Origin of the sequence: Acinetobacter sp. NCu2D-2, assembly GCF_001647675.1 — a bacterium.
GTDB lineage: Bacteria > Pseudomonadota > Gammaproteobacteria > Pseudomonadales > Moraxellaceae > Acinetobacter.
Window position 1 is genome coordinate 158,918 of sequence record NZ_CP015594.1, and the last position, 16,669, is coordinate 175,586.

Annotated in this window: 11 protein-coding genes and 5 tRNA genes; all 16 read left to right on the top strand. The window is 43.0% G+C overall.

Annotated elements, in window-relative coordinates; translation table 11 throughout:
* Nucleotides 1-7 precede the first annotated feature (7 nt).
* Nucleotides 8-676, top strand: coding sequence for a phosphoglycolate phosphatase (locus A3K93_RS00765; RefSeq protein ID WP_067728029.1), 669 nt, complete (start codon nucleotides 8-10; stop codon nucleotides 674-676).
* A 110-nt stretch (nucleotides 677-786) separates the two neighbouring features.
* A complete protein-coding gene (gene trpE, locus A3K93_RS00770; RefSeq protein WP_067728031.1) occupies nucleotides 787-2,280 on the top strand; it encodes an anthranilate synthase component I in 1,494 nt (497 codons plus the stop codon).
* Between the two features lie 98 nt (nucleotides 2,281-2,378).
* Nucleotides 2,379-2,454 (top strand) — tRNA-Thr (locus tag A3K93_RS00775).
* 56 nt (nucleotides 2,455-2,510) lie between these two features.
* A tRNA-Tyr gene (locus tag A3K93_RS00780) sits at nucleotides 2,511-2,594 on the top strand.
* A gap of 38 nt (nucleotides 2,595-2,632) precedes the next feature.
* A tRNA-Gly gene (locus tag A3K93_RS00785) sits at nucleotides 2,633-2,708 on the top strand.
* A gap of 18 nt (nucleotides 2,709-2,726) precedes the next feature.
* Nucleotides 2,727-2,801 (top strand) — tRNA-Thr (locus A3K93_RS00790).
* A gap of 150 nt (nucleotides 2,802-2,951) precedes the next feature.
* The gene (tuf, locus tag A3K93_RS00795; RefSeq protein WP_067728033.1) at nucleotides 2,952-4,142 is read left to right on the top strand and encodes an elongation factor Tu; all 1,191 of its coding nucleotides are present in this window, start codon (nucleotides 2,952-2,954) and stop codon (nucleotides 4,140-4,142) included.
* Nucleotides 4,143-4,190: 48 nt separating this feature from the next.
* Nucleotides 4,191-4,266 (top strand) — tRNA-Trp (locus A3K93_RS00800).
* Between the two features lie 75 nt (nucleotides 4,267-4,341).
* Nucleotides 4,342-4,782 carry a preprotein translocase subunit SecE gene (gene secE / locus A3K93_RS00805; protein ID WP_067728035.1) on the top strand — a complete coding sequence of 147 codons (441 nt, stop codon included), beginning with the start codon at nucleotides 4,342-4,344 and terminating at the stop codon, nucleotides 4,780-4,782.
* A 7-nt stretch (nucleotides 4,783-4,789) separates the two neighbouring features.
* Nucleotides 4,790-5,323 (top strand): transcription termination/antitermination protein NusG, encoded by a 534-nt coding sequence (gene nusG / locus A3K93_RS00810; RefSeq protein ID WP_067728037.1) that lies wholly within the window; start codon nucleotides 4,790-4,792, stop codon nucleotides 5,321-5,323.
* 116 nt (nucleotides 5,324-5,439) lie between these two features.
* Entirely contained in the window at nucleotides 5,440-5,868 is a 429-nt protein-coding gene (gene rplK, locus A3K93_RS00815; protein ID WP_067728039.1) for a 50S ribosomal protein L11, read from the top strand.
* 3 nt (nucleotides 5,869-5,871) lie between these two features.
* Nucleotides 5,872-6,567 carry a 50S ribosomal protein L1 gene (rplA, locus tag A3K93_RS00820; protein WP_067728041.1) on the top strand — a complete coding sequence of 232 codons (696 nt, stop codon included), beginning with the start codon at nucleotides 5,872-5,874 and terminating at the stop codon, nucleotides 6,565-6,567.
* A 299-nt stretch (nucleotides 6,568-6,866) separates the two neighbouring features.
* On the top strand, nucleotides 6,867-7,373 hold the full coding sequence (gene rplJ, locus A3K93_RS00825) for a 50S ribosomal protein L10 (protein WP_067728043.1): 507 nt from the start codon (nucleotides 6,867-6,869) through the stop codon (nucleotides 7,371-7,373).
* A 51-nt stretch (nucleotides 7,374-7,424) separates the two neighbouring features.
* On the top strand, nucleotides 7,425-7,793 hold the full coding sequence (rplL, locus tag A3K93_RS00830) for a 50S ribosomal protein L7/L12 (RefSeq protein WP_004781672.1): 369 nt from the start codon (nucleotides 7,425-7,427) through the stop codon (nucleotides 7,791-7,793).
* Nucleotides 7,794-8,100: 307 nt separating this feature from the next.
* The gene (rpoB, locus tag A3K93_RS00835; protein ID WP_067728045.1) at nucleotides 8,101-12,189 is read left to right on the top strand and encodes a DNA-directed RNA polymerase subunit beta; all 4,089 of its coding nucleotides are present in this window, start codon (nucleotides 8,101-8,103) and stop codon (nucleotides 12,187-12,189) included.
* Between the two features lie 140 nt (nucleotides 12,190-12,329).
* Nucleotides 12,330-16,529: a DNA-directed RNA polymerase subunit beta' gene (gene rpoC / locus A3K93_RS00840; protein ID WP_067728047.1), complete on the top strand. Its 4,200-nt coding sequence runs from the start codon at nucleotides 12,330-12,332 to the stop codon at nucleotides 16,527-16,529.
* Nucleotides 16,530-16,669 lie beyond the last annotated feature (140 nt).

Consider the following 16,669-nt stretch of genomic DNA (forward strand, 5'->3'; position numbering starts at 1 on the left):
GGTTTTGATGTCTGTTGCACAACTTGATACGCGTAAAGTTATCTTATTTGACTTAGATGGCACTTTAGTAGATTCGGCATTCGACTTATATCGTTCAATGAACATGAGTCTCAATGCATTGCAGTTGCCTTTGGTGACTGAGCAGCAAGTACGTAATTGGGTGGGTAAAGGTACATCCCTGTTTTGTGAGAGTGTATTAAAACATCTCACAGGAAAAGTTGAAGCTGCACAGCATCAGCATTTATTGGCGACGTTTTTAAAAATCTACAATGCCGATCCATGTGTAGATACTCGACCATTTCATGGTGTGATTGAATTTTTACAATGGGCAAAATCAGAAAATAAGATTTTGGTCTGTGTAACCAATAAGCCTGAACAACCTGCTCGTATGATTCTAAAAACACTTGCCATGGATCATTATTTTGATGACACCATTGGGGGAGATCGTTTTACTGAGCGTAAACCAGATCCACGTCAGCTTTTACATTGTGTGGATCACTATCAGGTGACTAAAGAACAAGTGTTGATGATCGGTGATTCAGTCAATGATGTTGAAGCCGCACGACGGGCGGGTATAGATTGTATTGTGGTTAGCTATGGTTATAATCATGGTGAAAATATTGCAGATTGCCATCCACAGCAAATCGTGGATGATTTAACAGCGCTGCTGAATTAAGTTAGGGTACTTAGGGAATTAAAATGAATAGTTGTAAGGTTTTTCGATGGCGTCGCTCAGTTCAATTCAATTTACATACTGAGTAACCCTAATTTATAGAGAAAAACCGCATGACAACTCAAGCACAATTCCAAAACCTTGTAGCACAAGGCTATAACCTTATTCCTGTGTATCGCCAACGTCTAGCCGATACAGAAACCCCTTTGTCGGTCTTTGCTCGCCTGAAACAGCACAAACAAGCGTATTTGTTTGAATCGGTCGAGGGCGGTGAAAACTGGGCGCGTTATTCGATGATTGGTTTAGGCGAATCAACTGTCTTTTCCTGCAATAATGGTCAACTCACTGTACAGCACGCGGATGGTCAATTAGAAAAACAACACTGTGCTGATCCGTTTCAATATATTCGAGACTTTCAGGCACAGTTTAAAGTCCCTACACAAACTGATGTGCCTGGGCTTCCAAGCTTCACTGGCGGCTTAGTCGGCTACTTTGGTTATGATTCAGTTCGTTATATCGAGCCTAAGCTCAAGAACGTCCCTGAAGCGGATCCAGTCGGTTTACCTGATATCTGGATGATGCTGTCTAAAACAGTAATTGTGTTTGATAACTTGAAAGATACGCTGTTCTTGATTGTTCATGCTGATGCTACCGATGCAAACTCGTATGAAAAAGCACTTGAACAATTAGATGAAATTGAAAATATCTTAGCAACGCCTGTCAGTCTGAAAGCAGAAAAACATACACCACCGCATTTTGAATCTTTAACAGGGCACGATAATTTTGTGAACTCTGTTGAGAAAGTGAAAGAATATATTCGTGCAGGGGATGTGATGCAGGTTGTGCCGGGTCATCGCATGGTGTCGGATTTCGATGGTGAGCCATTACAGGTCTATCGTGCGCTACGCCATTTGAATCCATCGCCGTATTTATTCTTAGTGCAAGGGCAAACCTTAGAAAACAATACACCATTCCATATTGTTGGCTCTTCACCAGAAATTTTATCCCGTTTAGAGAATGGCGTTGCAACTGTGCGTCCACTCGCAGGCACGCGCCCACGTGGTAAAACCAAAGAAGAAGATTTGGCTTTAGAAAAAGACTTGCTCTCTGATGAAAAAGAGATTGCAGAACATTTGATGTTGATCGATTTGGGTCGAAATGATGTGGGGCGTATTTCAAAAATCGGTAAAGTGCAAGTAACTGATCAAATGGTGATCGAACGTTATTCGCATGTCATGCATATTGTGTCGAATGTGCAAGGTGAAGTACGTGATGATGTCGATGCATTGGATGTTTTTAAAGCAACTTTCCCTGCAGGTACGCTTTCGGGTGCGCCAAAAATCCGTGCCATGGAAATTATTGACGAAGTTGAGCCAGTAAAACGCGGTATTTTTGGTGGAGCTGTTGGTTATTTAGGCTGGCATGGCGAAATGGATATGTCGATTGCCATTCGAACCTGTGTTATTCGTGAAAATAAGGTCTATGTTCAGGCTGGGGCAGGGGTTGTTGCAGACTCAAATGCAGAGTCAGAATGGAATGAAACCCAAATAAAAGCTCGCGCAGTGATCAAATCGGTTGAATTATCATCAAACGGATTGATTTTGTAGGTTTTTAGCGGTTTTTTTAAAAAAAACACTTGCACGGATTCTAAGTTTTGCTAAACTGCACACCGTTCCGATACGAAACGTACGAAACACTAAGAAACGCCGGCATAGCTCAGTTGGTAGAGCAACTGACTTGTAATCAGTAGGTCCACAGTTCGAATCCGTGTGCCGGCACCATCTTAGAGAGTGGAGTAAGTCAAGTAAAGAACGACACTGATGTAAGTGTAAAAGATGGTGAGGTTCCCGAGCGGTCAAAGGGGGCGGACTGTAACTCCGCTACGAAAGTTTCGAAGGTTCGAATCCTTCCCTCACCACCAATTTTAAGACTTCAAATAGTGGATTGTACCAACATCGTGCGGGAGTAGCTCAGTTGGTAGAGCGGTAGCCTTCCAAGCTACATGTCGCGAGTTCGACCCTCGTCTCCCGCTCCATATATTGAAGCTTATTATGCTCTTATAGCTCAGTGGTAGAGCACTCCCTTGGTAAGGGAGAGGTCTCGAGTTCAAATCTCGATAAGAGCTCCAGATTACAGTTTAGCAACGTTGTTGCACAAAAGATTCCAAAAGCAGGCTATTTAGTCTGCTTTTTAAGTATTTGGTGTTTGGTTTTTTAAACGACATGTCGGAGCTGGGTTTTACTCAGGATTGTGTTCGACGTAAACGAGGAAGATGAACATGGCTAAAGCTAAGTTTGAACGTAATAAGCCACACGTTAACGTGGGCACAATTGGTCACGTCGACCATGGTAAAACAACTTTAACAGCTGCGATTGCAACTGTATGTGCAAAAACTTTTGGTGGTGAAGCGAAAGACTACGCTGCAATTGACTCTGCACCAGAAGAAAAAGCACGTGGTATTACAATTAATACTTCACACGTTGAGTATGACTCTACAATCCGTCACTATGCACACGTAGACTGCCCAGGACACGCCGATTATGTTAAAAACATGATTACTGGTGCTGCCCAAATGGACGGCGCGATCCTTGTATGTGCTGCGACTGATGGTCCAATGCCACAAACTCGTGAACACATCCTTCTTTCTCGTCAGGTAGGTGTACCTTACATCGTTGTATTCTTAAACAAATGCGACCTTGTAGACGACGAAGAACTTCTTGAATTAGTAGAAATGGAAGTTCGTGAACTTCTTTCTACTTATGACTTCCCAGGTGATGACACTCCAATCATCCGTGGTTCTGCTCTAGCAGCTCTTAACGGTGACCAAGGTCAATACGGCGAACCAGCTGTAGTAGCACTTGTTGAAGCGCTTGACTCTTACATCCCAGAACCAGAACGTGCAATCGACCAAGCATTCTTGATGCCAATCGAAGACGTATTCTCAATTTCTGGTCGTGGTACAGTTGTAACAGGTCGTGTTGAAACTGGTATCATCAAAGTTGGTGAAGAAGTTGAAATCGTTGGTATTAAAGATACAGTTAAAACAACTGTAACTGGCGTTGAAATGTTCCGTAAACTTCTTGACGAAGGTCGTGCGGGTGAGAACTGTGGTATCTTGCTTCGTGGTACTAAACGTGAAGACGTTCAACGTGGTCAAGTACTTGCTAAACCAGGTGCAATCAAACCGCATACTAAATTTGACGCAGAAGTATACGTACTTTCTAAAGAAGAAGGTGGTCGTCATACTCCATTCCTTAACGGTTACCGTCCACAGTTCTACTTCCGTACAACTGACGTAACTGGCGCTATCTCTCTTAAAGAAGGCGTTGAAATGGTTATGCCTGGTGACAACGTAGAAATGTCAGTAGAATTAATCCACCCAATCGCAATGGACCCAGGTCTACGTTTTGCGATCCGTGAAGGTGGTCGTACAGTTGGTGCTGGTGTAGTTGCTAAAGTAACTGCATAATACTAAATGTACTTTTCAGATTGGGGCTTCGGCTCCAATCTGTTTTGTAGGTCAGTAGTTCAATTGGTAGAGCGTCGGTCTCCAAAACCGAATGTTGGGGGTTCGAGTCCCTCCTGACCTGCCAAGTTTTTATAAAAGACGCTTGATGTTGGTAAAACTGGTCATATAATAAGTCGCGTAACCTACGACGAGTACAAAAATGTCGAATGATAAATCACGTGACGCAAATGGCGGCGCGGCAATTCCTCAAAGAAATAATCCTGCTGTAGATGTCAACTCTGGTTCTCCATTAGATATTGTTCTATGGGTTATCGCCTTGATTTTACTCGTTGGAGCAATGATGGTGAATCAATATTTACCAGCATACTGGGCACCAGCGAATGATATTTGGGTTCGTGTTGGGGTAATTTTGGCTTGTATCGTTGTGGCTTTAGGTTTATTATACGCCACCCATCAAGGCAAAGGCTTTGTTCGCTTACTGAAAGATTCGCGAATTGAGTTACGTCGAGTGACCTGGCCAACCAAACAAGAGACTGTGTCCACATCTTGGCAAGTTCTAGTGGTTGTAATCATCGCTGCAATTGTTTTGTGGTGTTTTGATTATATTTTAGGCTGGTTAATGAAGTTTATTATCGGGTAAGAGAGCTATGAAACGTTGGTACATTATTCATGCCTATTCAGGCTATGAAAAACAAGTGATGCGTTCGCTTAATGATCGAATCCAGCGTAGCGCTGTTGCCGATAGCTTTGGTGAAGTCCTTGTCCCTACAGAAGAAGTAGTGGAAATGAAGGATGGTAAGAAACGTAAGTCAGAGCGTAAGTTCTTCCCAGGCTATGTATTAGTCGAAATGGAAATGAACGACGAAACTTGGCACATTGTTAAAGAATGTCCAAAAGTGCTTGGCTTTATTGGTGGTACGGCTGAAAAACCTGCGCCAATTACTCAGCGTGAAGCTGATGCGATTCTTGCACGTGTACGCAACACTGGTGAAGCACCTCGTCCTAAGACAATGTTTGAACCAGGTGAAGAATTACTCGTAATTGACGGTCCATTCACCGACTTTAAAGGCGTGGTGGAAGAAGTTCTTTACGATAAGTCACGTTTAACGTTGACGATTAATGTGTTTAACCGACCAACACAAGTTGAATTGGAATTTCGCCAAGTCGAAAAATCAGTTTAATACGTATTGGTTGAATACGCCCAATTTGTACTCAAATTGGGCATTGTTGTTGTAACGGTATCGTTACTTGAATCATTGGGGAGCCTAACGGCGTTTGCACCCAGAGGTAATTTGAAATGGCTAAGAAGATTGACGGCTATATCAAGCTGCAAGTTCCAGCTGGTAAAGCGAATCCAGCGCCACCTATTGGTCCTGCATTGGGTCAACGTGGTGTTAACATCATGGCATTCTGTAAAGAATTCAATGCTGCTACACAAAAAGTTGAAGCTGGTCTTCCAATTCCTGTAGTGATTACTGTGTACAACGATAAGTCGTTCACATTCATCATGAAAACTCCACCTGCTGCTGTTCTTCTTAAGAAAGCTGCTGGTATTGCTAAGGGTTCAGCTGTACCTAACAAAACTAAAGTTGGTAAGTTGACTCGTGCTCAATTAGAAGAGATCGCGACTACTAAAGAACCAGATTTAACTGGTGCTGACTTAGACGCGCGTGTACGTACCATCGCTGGTTCTGCACGTTCTATGGGCTTGGAAGTGGAGCTTTAAGACATGGCTAAATTAACTAAACGTCAAAAAGCGATTGCTGCTGCTGTAGAAGCTCAAAAAGTTTACACTTTGGAAGAAGCTGTAGCGGTTCTTAACGGCCTTCCTGCAGTTAAATTCAAAGAATCTTTGGATATCGCTGTAAACCTAGGTGTTGACCCTCGTAAATCTGACCAAGTTGTTCGTGGCGCGACTACTCTTCCTGCAGGTACTGGTAAAACTGTACGTGTAGCTGTATTCGCTCAAGGCGCTGCTGCTGAAGCTGCGAAAGAAGCTGGTGCAGACGTTGTTGGTTTCGACGACCTTGCTGAAAGCATCCAAGGTGGTAACCTTGACTTTGACGTAGTGATTGCTGCTCCAGATGCAATGCGCGTTGTAGGTAAACTTGGTACTGTTCTTGGTCCACGTGGCTTAATGCCAAACCCTAAAGTGGGTACTGTAACTCCTGACGTAGCAACTGCAGTTAAAAATGCAAAAGCTGGTCAAGCACGTTACCGTGTAGATAAAGCAGGTATCATCCACGCTGCGATCGGTCAAGTAGGTTTCACTGCTGAAGCTGTTCGTTCAAACGTTGAAGCTCTTGTAGCTGACCTTAAGAAAGCAAAACCTGCTACTTCTAAAGGTGTTTACATTCAAAAAATCACACTAAGCTCTACTATGGGTCCTGGTTTGATCGTTGATGTAGCAAACGTTTCTAAATAAGTTTCGACTTATACAGAATTTTAAAGCCCTGAGTAAGTTTTAAAGCACTGCTTTAAAATTTACGCAAGAAACGCTCCGTCGTATTTTGCAAACTTAGGCAAACTTTGAATTGATAAATAAATATTTATCAGCGTCAAAGACCTCGGGCGAGGGGAGTTTTATGCTTCTCTCTTAATCCTCCAGCCTGAGCAGACGCGGTGGTGTGATTTGTTCCTCCTCCGCGTGTTGATTCAGTGATGAATCGACGAATTGGGAGTGCATTCAATTGAATGCATAAATCACCTTTAGGAGGTTTTACAATGGCTCTTCTTATCGAAGGCAAAAAACAGATCGTAGCTGAAGTAACTGAAGTTGCTTCTACTGCGTATGCTGCTGTTGTTGCTGACTACCAAGGTCTAACAGTTGAGCAATTAACTGCTCTACGTGTTGAAGCTCGTAAACTAGGTGTTGCTACTCGCGTTGTACGTAACACTTTGGCTAAACGTGCTCTTCAAGATACTCAATTCAATATCTTGAATGAAAGCCTTGTTGGTCCAACAATCTTAGGTTTCTCAACTTCTGAAGACGACATGGGCGCTGCAGCTCGTTTGTTCGAAGAATTTGCTAAAACTAATAAAGCATTTGAACTTAAAGCTGCTGCATTTGACGGTAAGGTTTATCAAGGTGCTGAAGTTAGCGTTATCGCGAACCTTCCAAACCAAGAAAAAGCGCTTACTATGCTTGCAAACGTTCTTCAAGCTCCTATTTCGAAATTGGGTCGCCTTATTACTGCGCTCAAAGAGAAAAACGAGTCAGAAGCTGCTTAATAAGCTCGAACCTATACACACATCATTCAATACCCATTTGGAGTTAATCTCATGGCTTTAACTAACGAAGAAATCCTAAACGCAGTTGCTGAAAAAACTGTTCTTGAACTTGTTGAACTTATTTCTGCTTTCGAAGAAAAATTCAACGTTTCTGCTGCTGCTGTAGCTGTAGCTGCTGCTCCTGGCGCTGCTGCTGCTGCTGAAGAACAATCTGAATTCAACGTTGAGTTGACTTCATTCGGCGCGAACAAAGTTGCTGTAATTAAAGCAGTTCGTGAAGCTACTGGTCTTGGCTTGAAAGAAGCTAAAGACATGGTTGAAGGCGCACCTACAGTTCTTAAAGAAGGCGTTTCTAAAGAAGAAGGCGAAGAGCTTAAGAAAAAACTTGAAGAAGCTGGTGCTACAGTTACACTTAAGTAATTTCTTAAGGGAGCCGATTTTTTTATAATCGGCTCCAAAAATTGGCTGATGGCTCTTGGGTCATCAGCCTTTTTGCGTTACAATTATCGGCTCGATTTTTGTTTGCATGAGATATTATTCATACAAATTAAAATAAAGAAAAATATCAAACGCTTACCAATATTTTTCAGTAAAAAATATTGTTAAGCGTTTTAATACCACTAAAAATTGCAGCATTTGTAAAGAGTGGTGGCCATATCCGGCCAGCGTAATTCCTTCTGAGCCCGTTCTGCAGGCGGGTTCGGTTTACACTTTCCGAGGACTCCAGATGGCATACTCATATACCGAAAAGAAACGGATCCGTAAGAATTTTGGTAAATTGCCTAGCGTTATGGATGCTCCGTACTTGCTCGCGATTCAAGTCGACTCGTACAGAACATTCTTACAAGATGGCAAATCACCAAAAAACCGCGAAGATATCGGTCTCCAAGCCGCATTTCGTTCAGTTTTTCCTATAGAAAGTTATTCTGGCAATGCTGCTTTAGAATTTGTTGAGTATAGTCTTGGTAAGCCTGAGTTTGATGTACGAGAATGTATTCTTCGTGGCTCAACTTATGCGGCGCCAATGCGTGTAAAAATTCGTTTGATCCTTAAAGATCGTGAAACGAAATCGATCAAAGACGTACGTGAACAAGAAGTCTATATGGGCGAAATGCCATTAATGACAGACAACGGTACCTTTGTTATCAATGGTACTGAGCGTGTAATTGTGTCTCAATTACACCGTTCACCAGGCGTATTCTTCGATCACGATAAAGGTAAAACTCACTCAAGTGGTAAAGTCCTTTATTCTGCACGTATTATTCCTTACCGTGGTTCATGGTTAGATTTCGAATTCGATGCAAAAGACCTTGTCTATGTACGTATTGACCGTCGTCGTAAATTATTAGCGACTGTTGTTCTTCGTGCGCTTGGTTTAAGCAACGAAAACATCTTAGACATGTTCTACGAAAAAGTACCTGTATATCTTGATATGGGTAGCTACCAAATTGACCTTGTACCAGAACGTCTGCGTGGCGAAATGGCTCAATTTGATATTGCTGACAAAGAAGGCAAAATCATTGTTGAGCAAGGTAAACGTATTAATGCGCGTCACGTACGTCAAATGGAAGCAGCAGGTCTTGAAAAACTTTCTGTTCCTGATGAGTACTTGTACGAACGTATTGTTGCTGAAAACATTTCATTAAATGACGGTGAAGTGATTGCTGCAAATACGGTATTAAGCCATGAAATCATGGTGAAAATTGCTGAAGGCGGCGTGAAGCAATTCAATATTCTATTCACTAACGACATCGATCGTGGTTCATTTGTTGCTGACACACTTCGTGCAGATACAACAACAAACCGCGAAGAAGCACTTGTAGAAATCTACAAAGTGATGCGTCCAGGTGAGCCACCAACAAAAGAAGCTGCTGAAAACTTATTCAACAACTTGTTCTTCTCTTCTGAACGTTATGACTTATCTCCAGTAGGTCGTATGAAGTTCAACCGTCGTTTGGGTCGTCCTTACGAAGTGGGTACAGATCAGAAGTCACGTGAAGTTGAAGGTATTCTTTCGAACGACGATATCATCGATGTATTAAAAACATTGGTTGAAATTCGTAACGGTAAAGGTGAAGTCGACGATATCGACCACTTGGGTAACCGTCGTGTTCGTTCTGTTGGTGAAATGACAGAAAACCAATTCCGTGTTGGTCTAGTTCGTGTAGAACGCGCTGTGAAAGAACGTCTATCTCAAGCTGAAACTGATAACTTGTCTCCGCAAGATTTAATCAATGCGAAACCAGTTGCTGCTGCAATCAAAGAATTCTTTGGTTCAAGCCAGTTGTCTCAGTTCATGGACCAAAACAACCCATTGTCTGAAATTACACACAAACGTCGTGTATCAGCGCTTGGGCCTGGTGGTTTGACACGTGAACGTGCGGGCTTCGAAGTACGTGACGTACATCAAACTCACTACGGTCGTGTTTGTCCAATTGAAACGCCTGAAGGTCCAAACATTGGTTTGATCAACTCGCTTTCTGTTTATGCGAAATGTAACAACTTCGGTTTCTTAGAAACTCCATACCGCCGCGTTGTTGATGGTCGTGTAACTGACGATGTTGAATACCTTTCTGCAATTGAAGAAGTAGGTACTGTGATTGCACAGGCCGATTCTGCAATGGACAAAGAAGGTAACTTAACAGAAGAATTTGTTTCTGTACGTCACCAAGGTGAATTCGTACGTATGCCGCCTGAAAAAGTAACGCATATGGACGTATCTGCTCAACAGGTTGTATCTGTTGCTGCATCACTTATTCCATTCCTTGAACACGATGATGCGAACCGTGCATTGATGGGTTCAAACATGCAACGTCAGGCAGTACCTACGTTGATCGCTGACAAGCCGCTTGTTGGTACAGGTATGGAAGCTAACGTAGCGCACGACTCAGGTGTATGTGTTCTTGCGAAACGTGGTGGTCGTATCGAATTTGTTGACGCTTCTCGTGTTGTTATTCGTGTGAACGAAGACGAAATGGTTGCGGGTGAAGCAGGTGTAGATATCTACAACCTGATCAAATATACACGTTCTAACCAAAACACTTGTATTAACCAAAAAGTTCTTGTGAAACTTGGTGATCAAGTGGGTCGTGGTGACGTTCTTGCTGACGGTCCCTCAACTGATGGCGGTGAGCTTGCGCTTGGTCAAAACATGCGCGTAGCGTTCATGACTTGGAACGGTTACAACTACGAAGACTCGATCTTACTTTCTGAACGCGTTCTTCAAGAAGACCGTTTAACATCAATTCACATTCAAGAATTGTCATGTGTTGCACGTGATACTAAATTGGGTGCGGAAGAAATTACTGCCGACATTCCAAACGTGGGTGAAGCAGCACTTTCTAAACTTGATGAATCAGGTATCGTTTACATCGGTGCTGAAGTTACCGCAGGTGACATCCTTGTTGGTAAGGTAACACCTAAAGGTGAAACGCAGTTGACTCCGGAAGAAAAATTGCTTCGTGCAATCTTCGGTGAAAAAGCAGCTGACGTTAAAGATTCATCTTTACGTGTATCTTCAGGCGTTAAAGGTACGGTTATCGACGTTCAAGTGTTTACACGTGATGGTCTTGAAAAAGACGAACGTGCTCAAGCAATTGAAAAAGCGCAGCTTGATGCTTACCGTAAAGACTTAAAAGAAGAATTCAAAATCTTCGAAGAAGCAGCACGTGAACGTATTGTTCGCTTGTTGAAAGGTCAGGAATCTAACGGCGGTGGTACAACTAAACGCGGTGACAAACTGACTGAAGAATTGTTATCTGGTTTAGAACTTGTTGACTTACTTGATATTCAACCAAGTGATGAAGCAATCGCTGAACGTTTAACTCAAATTCAAGTGTTCTTGAAAGAGAAGAGCCTTGAAATTGATGAGAAATTTGCAGAGAAAAAACGCAAACTTTCTACAGGCGATGAGCTTACAACTGGCGTATTGAAAGTTGTTAAAGTTTACTTGGCTGTTAAACGTCGCATCCAACCGGGTGATAAGATGGCGGGTCGTCACGGTAACAAAGGTGTTGTATCAAACATCCTACCTGTAGAAGACATGCCGCACGACGCGAACGGTGTTCCTGTAGACGTGGTACTTAACCCTCTAGGTGTACCGTCACGTATGAACGTGGGTCAGATTCTTGAAACTCACTTGGGTATGGCAGCGAAAGGTCTTGGTGACAAGATTGATCAAATGCTCAAAGAGCAACGTACCATTCTTGAGCTTCGTGAATTCTTAGACAAGATTTACAACAAAGTTGGTGGCAAACAAGAAGATCTTGATAGCTTAACTGATGATGAAATCTTGGCATTGTCTGGTAACTTGCGTAAAGGTGTTCCTTTAGCAACTCCAGTATTTGATGGTGCAGAAGAATCACAAATTAAAGAATTGTTAGAACTTGGCGGCATTTCACGTACTGGTCAAACAGTATTGTATGATGGCCGTACTGGTGAACGTTTCGACCGTCCAGTAACTGTAGGTTACATGTACATGCTGAAACTGAACCACTTGGTTGACGACAAGATGCATGCGCGTTCTACTGGTTCTTACTCTCTAGTAACGCAACAGCCGCTGGGTGGTAAAGCACAATTCGGTGGTCAGCGTTTCGGTGAGATGGAAGTCTGGGCACTGGAAGCATACGGTGCAGCATATACGCTTCAAGAAATGCTTACTGTGAAGTCGGATGACGTTGAAGGTCGTACCCGTATCTATAAGAACATTGTAGATGGTAACCATTATATGGACCCAGGTATGCCTGAATCGTTCAACGTATTGACCAAAGAGATCCGTTCTTTAGGTATCAACATTGAACTGAAAAATGGTGACTAATTAGTTCCATTTAATCTCCCTTGCGAAGCAGTGCTTCTCACCTCTTTAATAAAGAGGGGCAAGGGGGATTTCTCAGTTAAAAAACAATATTTGTGACCCAGTTGTTGAGTGAAAATCTCCACAACACACGGAGAAAAAAATTGAAAGACTTGCTCGATATCATGCGCAAAAAGACGGATTCCGACGGTCATGCTCCTGTAGAGTTTGATCGCATCCGTATTGGTCTTGCGTCACCAGAAATGATTAAGTCGTGGTCTCATGGTGAAGTTAAAAAGCCAGAAACCATTAACTACCGTACGTTCAAACCAGAACGTGACGGTTTATTCTGTGCCAAAATCTTTGGTCCAGTAAAAGATTACGAATGCTTGTGTGGTAAATACAAGCGCATGAAATACAAAGGCGTCATTTGTGAAAAATGTGGCGTTGAAGTAACAACTGCGAAAGTTCGTCGTGAGCGTATGGGTCACATCGAATTGGCTTCTCCAGTTGCACATATCTGGTTCTTGAAATCACTTCCTAGCCGTATCGGTCTTTTATTAGACATGACGCTACGTGATATCGAGCGCGTATTGTATTTCGAATCTTATGTTGTCACTGACCCAGGTATGACTCCATTTGAGAAATACCAACTTCTTAACGATGAAGAATACTTCAATGCGTTAGAAGAACACGGTGATGAATTCACTGCGAAAATGGGTGCAGAAGCGGTTCAAGACTTGCTTAAAGATATCGATCTTGAAGCTGAAATTGCGCGTCTTCGTGAAGAAATTCCAAATACAACTTCAGAAACTAAGCTTAAAAAAGCCTCTAAGCGTCTGAAATTGATGGAAGCATTCAACGATTCGAACAACAAGCCAGAATGGATGGTGATGAACGTACTTCCTGTACTTCCACCAGATCTTCGTCCGCTTGTACCACTTGAAGGTGGTCGTTTCGCGACTTCTGATTTGAACGATCTTTACCGTCGTGTGATCAACCGTAACAACCGTTTGAAACGTCTTCTTGACCTTGCTGCTCCAGACATTATCGTACGTAACGAAAAACGTATGCTTCAAGAGTCTGTAGATGCATTGCTTGATAACGGTCGTCGTGGTCGTGCAATTACAGGTTCGAACAAACGTCCTCTTAAATCTTTGGCCGATATGATCAAAGGTAAACAAGGTCGTTTCCGTCAAAACTTATTGGGTAAACGTGTTGACTACTCTGGTCGTTCGGTAATTACCGTAGGTCCTAGCCTTCGTTTACACCAATGTGGTCTTCCGAAGAAAATGGCACTTGAATTATTCAAACCATTTATCTTTGCGAAACTACAAGCATCTGGTCAAGCAACAACCATTAAAGCTGCGAAGAAAATGGTTGAGCGCGAAACTCCAGAAGTTTGGGACGTTCTAGCCTCTGTTATTCGTCAACATCCAGTGATGTTGAACCGTGCGCCAACACTTCACCGTCTAGGTCTTCAAGCATTCGAACCTATTCTGATTGAAGGTAAAGCGATCCGTCTTCACCCACTTGTATGTGCTGCGTTCAACGCTGACTTCGATGGTGACCAAATGGCGGTACACGTTCCATTAACACTTGAAGCTCAATTAGAAGCTCGTGCGTTAATGATGTCGACTAACAACATCTTGTCTCCAGCGAACGGTGAGCCAATCATCGTACCGTCTCAGGACGTTGTCTTGGGCTTGTATTACATCACTCGTGATGCAATCAATGCCAAAGGTGAAGGCATGGTGTTTGCGGATACTGACGAAGTAAACCGTGCGCTTGCAACTGGTCAGGTTGATCTACACGCTCGTGTTAAAGCACGTGTACACCAAACTGTCATTGATGAAAACGGTAACCGTGAACAACAAACTATTATTGTTGACACGACTCCGGGTCGTTGTTTGCTTTGGGAAGTTGTACCAGAAGGTATGGATTTCCAACAAATCAACGTTGAGATGACTAAAAAGAACATCTCTAAAATCATCAACTCTTGCTACCGTAAATTAGGTCTAAAAGATACTGTTATCTTCGCTGACCAATTGATGTACTTAGGTTTCCGTCAAGCGACTCGTTCAGGCGTTTCGGTTGGTATGGAAGACATGCTTATTCCACCGCAAAAACAAGCGATTATTGGTAAAGCAGAAGCTGAAGTACGTGAGATTGAACAACAGTTCGAACAAGGTTTCGTAACTGCCGGCGAACGTTATAACAAAGTGGTCGATATTTGGGCGCGTACAAACGACCAAGTAGCGAAAGCGATGATGGACAACTTGTCTTACACCACTGTGAAAAACAAACAGGGTGAAGACGAGAAACAAAAATCATTCAACTCAATCTACATGATGTCTGACTCTGGTGCCCGTGGTTCGGCAGCTCAGATTCGTCAGCTTGCAGGTATGCGTGGTTTGATGGCGAAACCAGATGGTTCGATCATTGAAACACCAATTAAAGCGAACTTCCGTGAAGGTTTGACCGTACTTCAGTACTTCATTTCAACTCACGGTGCGCGTAAAGGTTTGGCCGATACAGCACTTAAAACTGCGAACTCTGGTTACTTGACTCGTCGTCTTGTCGACGTAGCACAAGACTTAGTCATTACTGAGCCAGATTGTGGTACTTACGATGGCTTAATCATGACACCATTCATTCAAGGTGGTGATGTGATCGAGAACTTGGGTACTCGAGTATTGGGTCGTGTTCTTGCTGAAGATGTGAAAAAACCAGGTACAGAAGAAGTTATCTTGCCACGTAACACATTGATCGACGAAAAACTTGCTGTCTTCCTAGAAGACAACGGTGTCGATGAAGTGAAAGTACGTTCAGTTGTTAACTGTGCTTCTTCATTCGGTGTATGTGCGAAATGTTACGGTCGTGACCTTGCACGTGGTCACCAAGTGAACCCAGGTGAATCTGTAGGTGTAATGGCTGCTCAATCAATTGGTGAGCCAGGTACTCAGTTAACCATGCGTACGTTCCACGTTGGTGGTGCTGCGAGTCGAACTTCTGCTGCTAACAGCGTTCAAGTTCGTAACAAAGGTACAGTACGTTTCCACAATGTGAAAACAGTACAACATGCGAAAGGTCATTTAGTATCAACTTCACGTTCTGGTGAAATCGGTATTGCTGATGAAATCGGTCGTGAACGCGAACGATACAAAATCCCTTACGGTGCTTCAATCATCATCAAAGATGGTGAAACTGTTGAGGCAGGCGGTGTTGTAGCAACTTGGGATCCGCATACACATCCACTTGTTACAGAAGTTGCAGGTAAAGTACGTTTCAGCCAAATCGCTGATGGCGTAACTGTTACAACTAAAACTGATGATGCAACAGGTATGTCGACTATCGAAATCTTACCAGTGACTTCACGTCCTGCGTCAGGTAAAGATATGCGTCCTGCTGTTGTTCTTGACACAGTTGATGGCGGCGAACAGTTCTACTTCTTGCCACAAAACACAATTCTTTCTGTCCGTAATGGCGAAACAATTGGTGTCGGTGACGTAATCGGTCGTGTACCACAAGAATCTTCACGTACTCGTGATATTACCGGTGGTCTTCCACGTGTAGCTGACTTGTTCGAAGCACGTAAGCCGAAAGAACACGCGATCCTTGCAGAAGTGTCTGGTATCGTAAGCTTCGGTAAAGAGACTAAAGGTAAGAACCGTCTTGTCATCACTCCAGATGATGGTTCTGAAATTTACGAAGAGCTTATTCCGAAATGGCGTACCATTAACGTGTTCGAAGGCGAACATGTGAACCGTGGTGAAACCATTTCTGATGGTCCACAAAACCCACATGACATTTTACGTCTGAAAGGTGAAGTGGCGTTGACTAACTACATCGTGAACGAAGTTCAGGACGTTTACCGTCTACAAGGTGTAAAAATCAACGATAAACACATCGAAGTGATCGTACGTCAAATGCTTCGTAAAGTTGACATCATTGACGGTGGTGATTCTAGCTTCATCAAAGGCGAGCAAGTGGATTACATCCGCGTTGTTCAAGAGAACCAAGCATTGCTTGCTCAGAACAAGTTCCCTGCGAAGTTTGAACGTCTGTTGATGGGTATTACTAAAGCATCGCTTTCTACTGACTCGTTCATCTCTGCTGCATCGTTCCAGGAAACAACTCGTGTGTTAACTGAAGCGGCTGTAACAGGTAAAGAAGATGATTTACGCGGTCTGAAAGAAAACGTAGTTGTAGGTCGTCTGATCCCAGCGGGTACAGGTTTGGCTTACCACTTAGAGCGTCGTCGTCAAGAAGCAGAAGCTGCAGAATTTGAATTGCACAATGACTTCTCTGATGTTGACCAAGCTTTAAGTCAAGCGTTCAGCGATGAGTTTAACGGTCTGTAATTAGCCCTTAAACTAGTCTAAAAAGAGCCACCTTCGGGTGGCTTTTTTATATCTAAAATCTTTAAATTTGGTGTTTTCTCAACAGTATTTGATATAGACCTACGAAATATGCAAGTATTTGTGGTGAAAAACCTTCAACC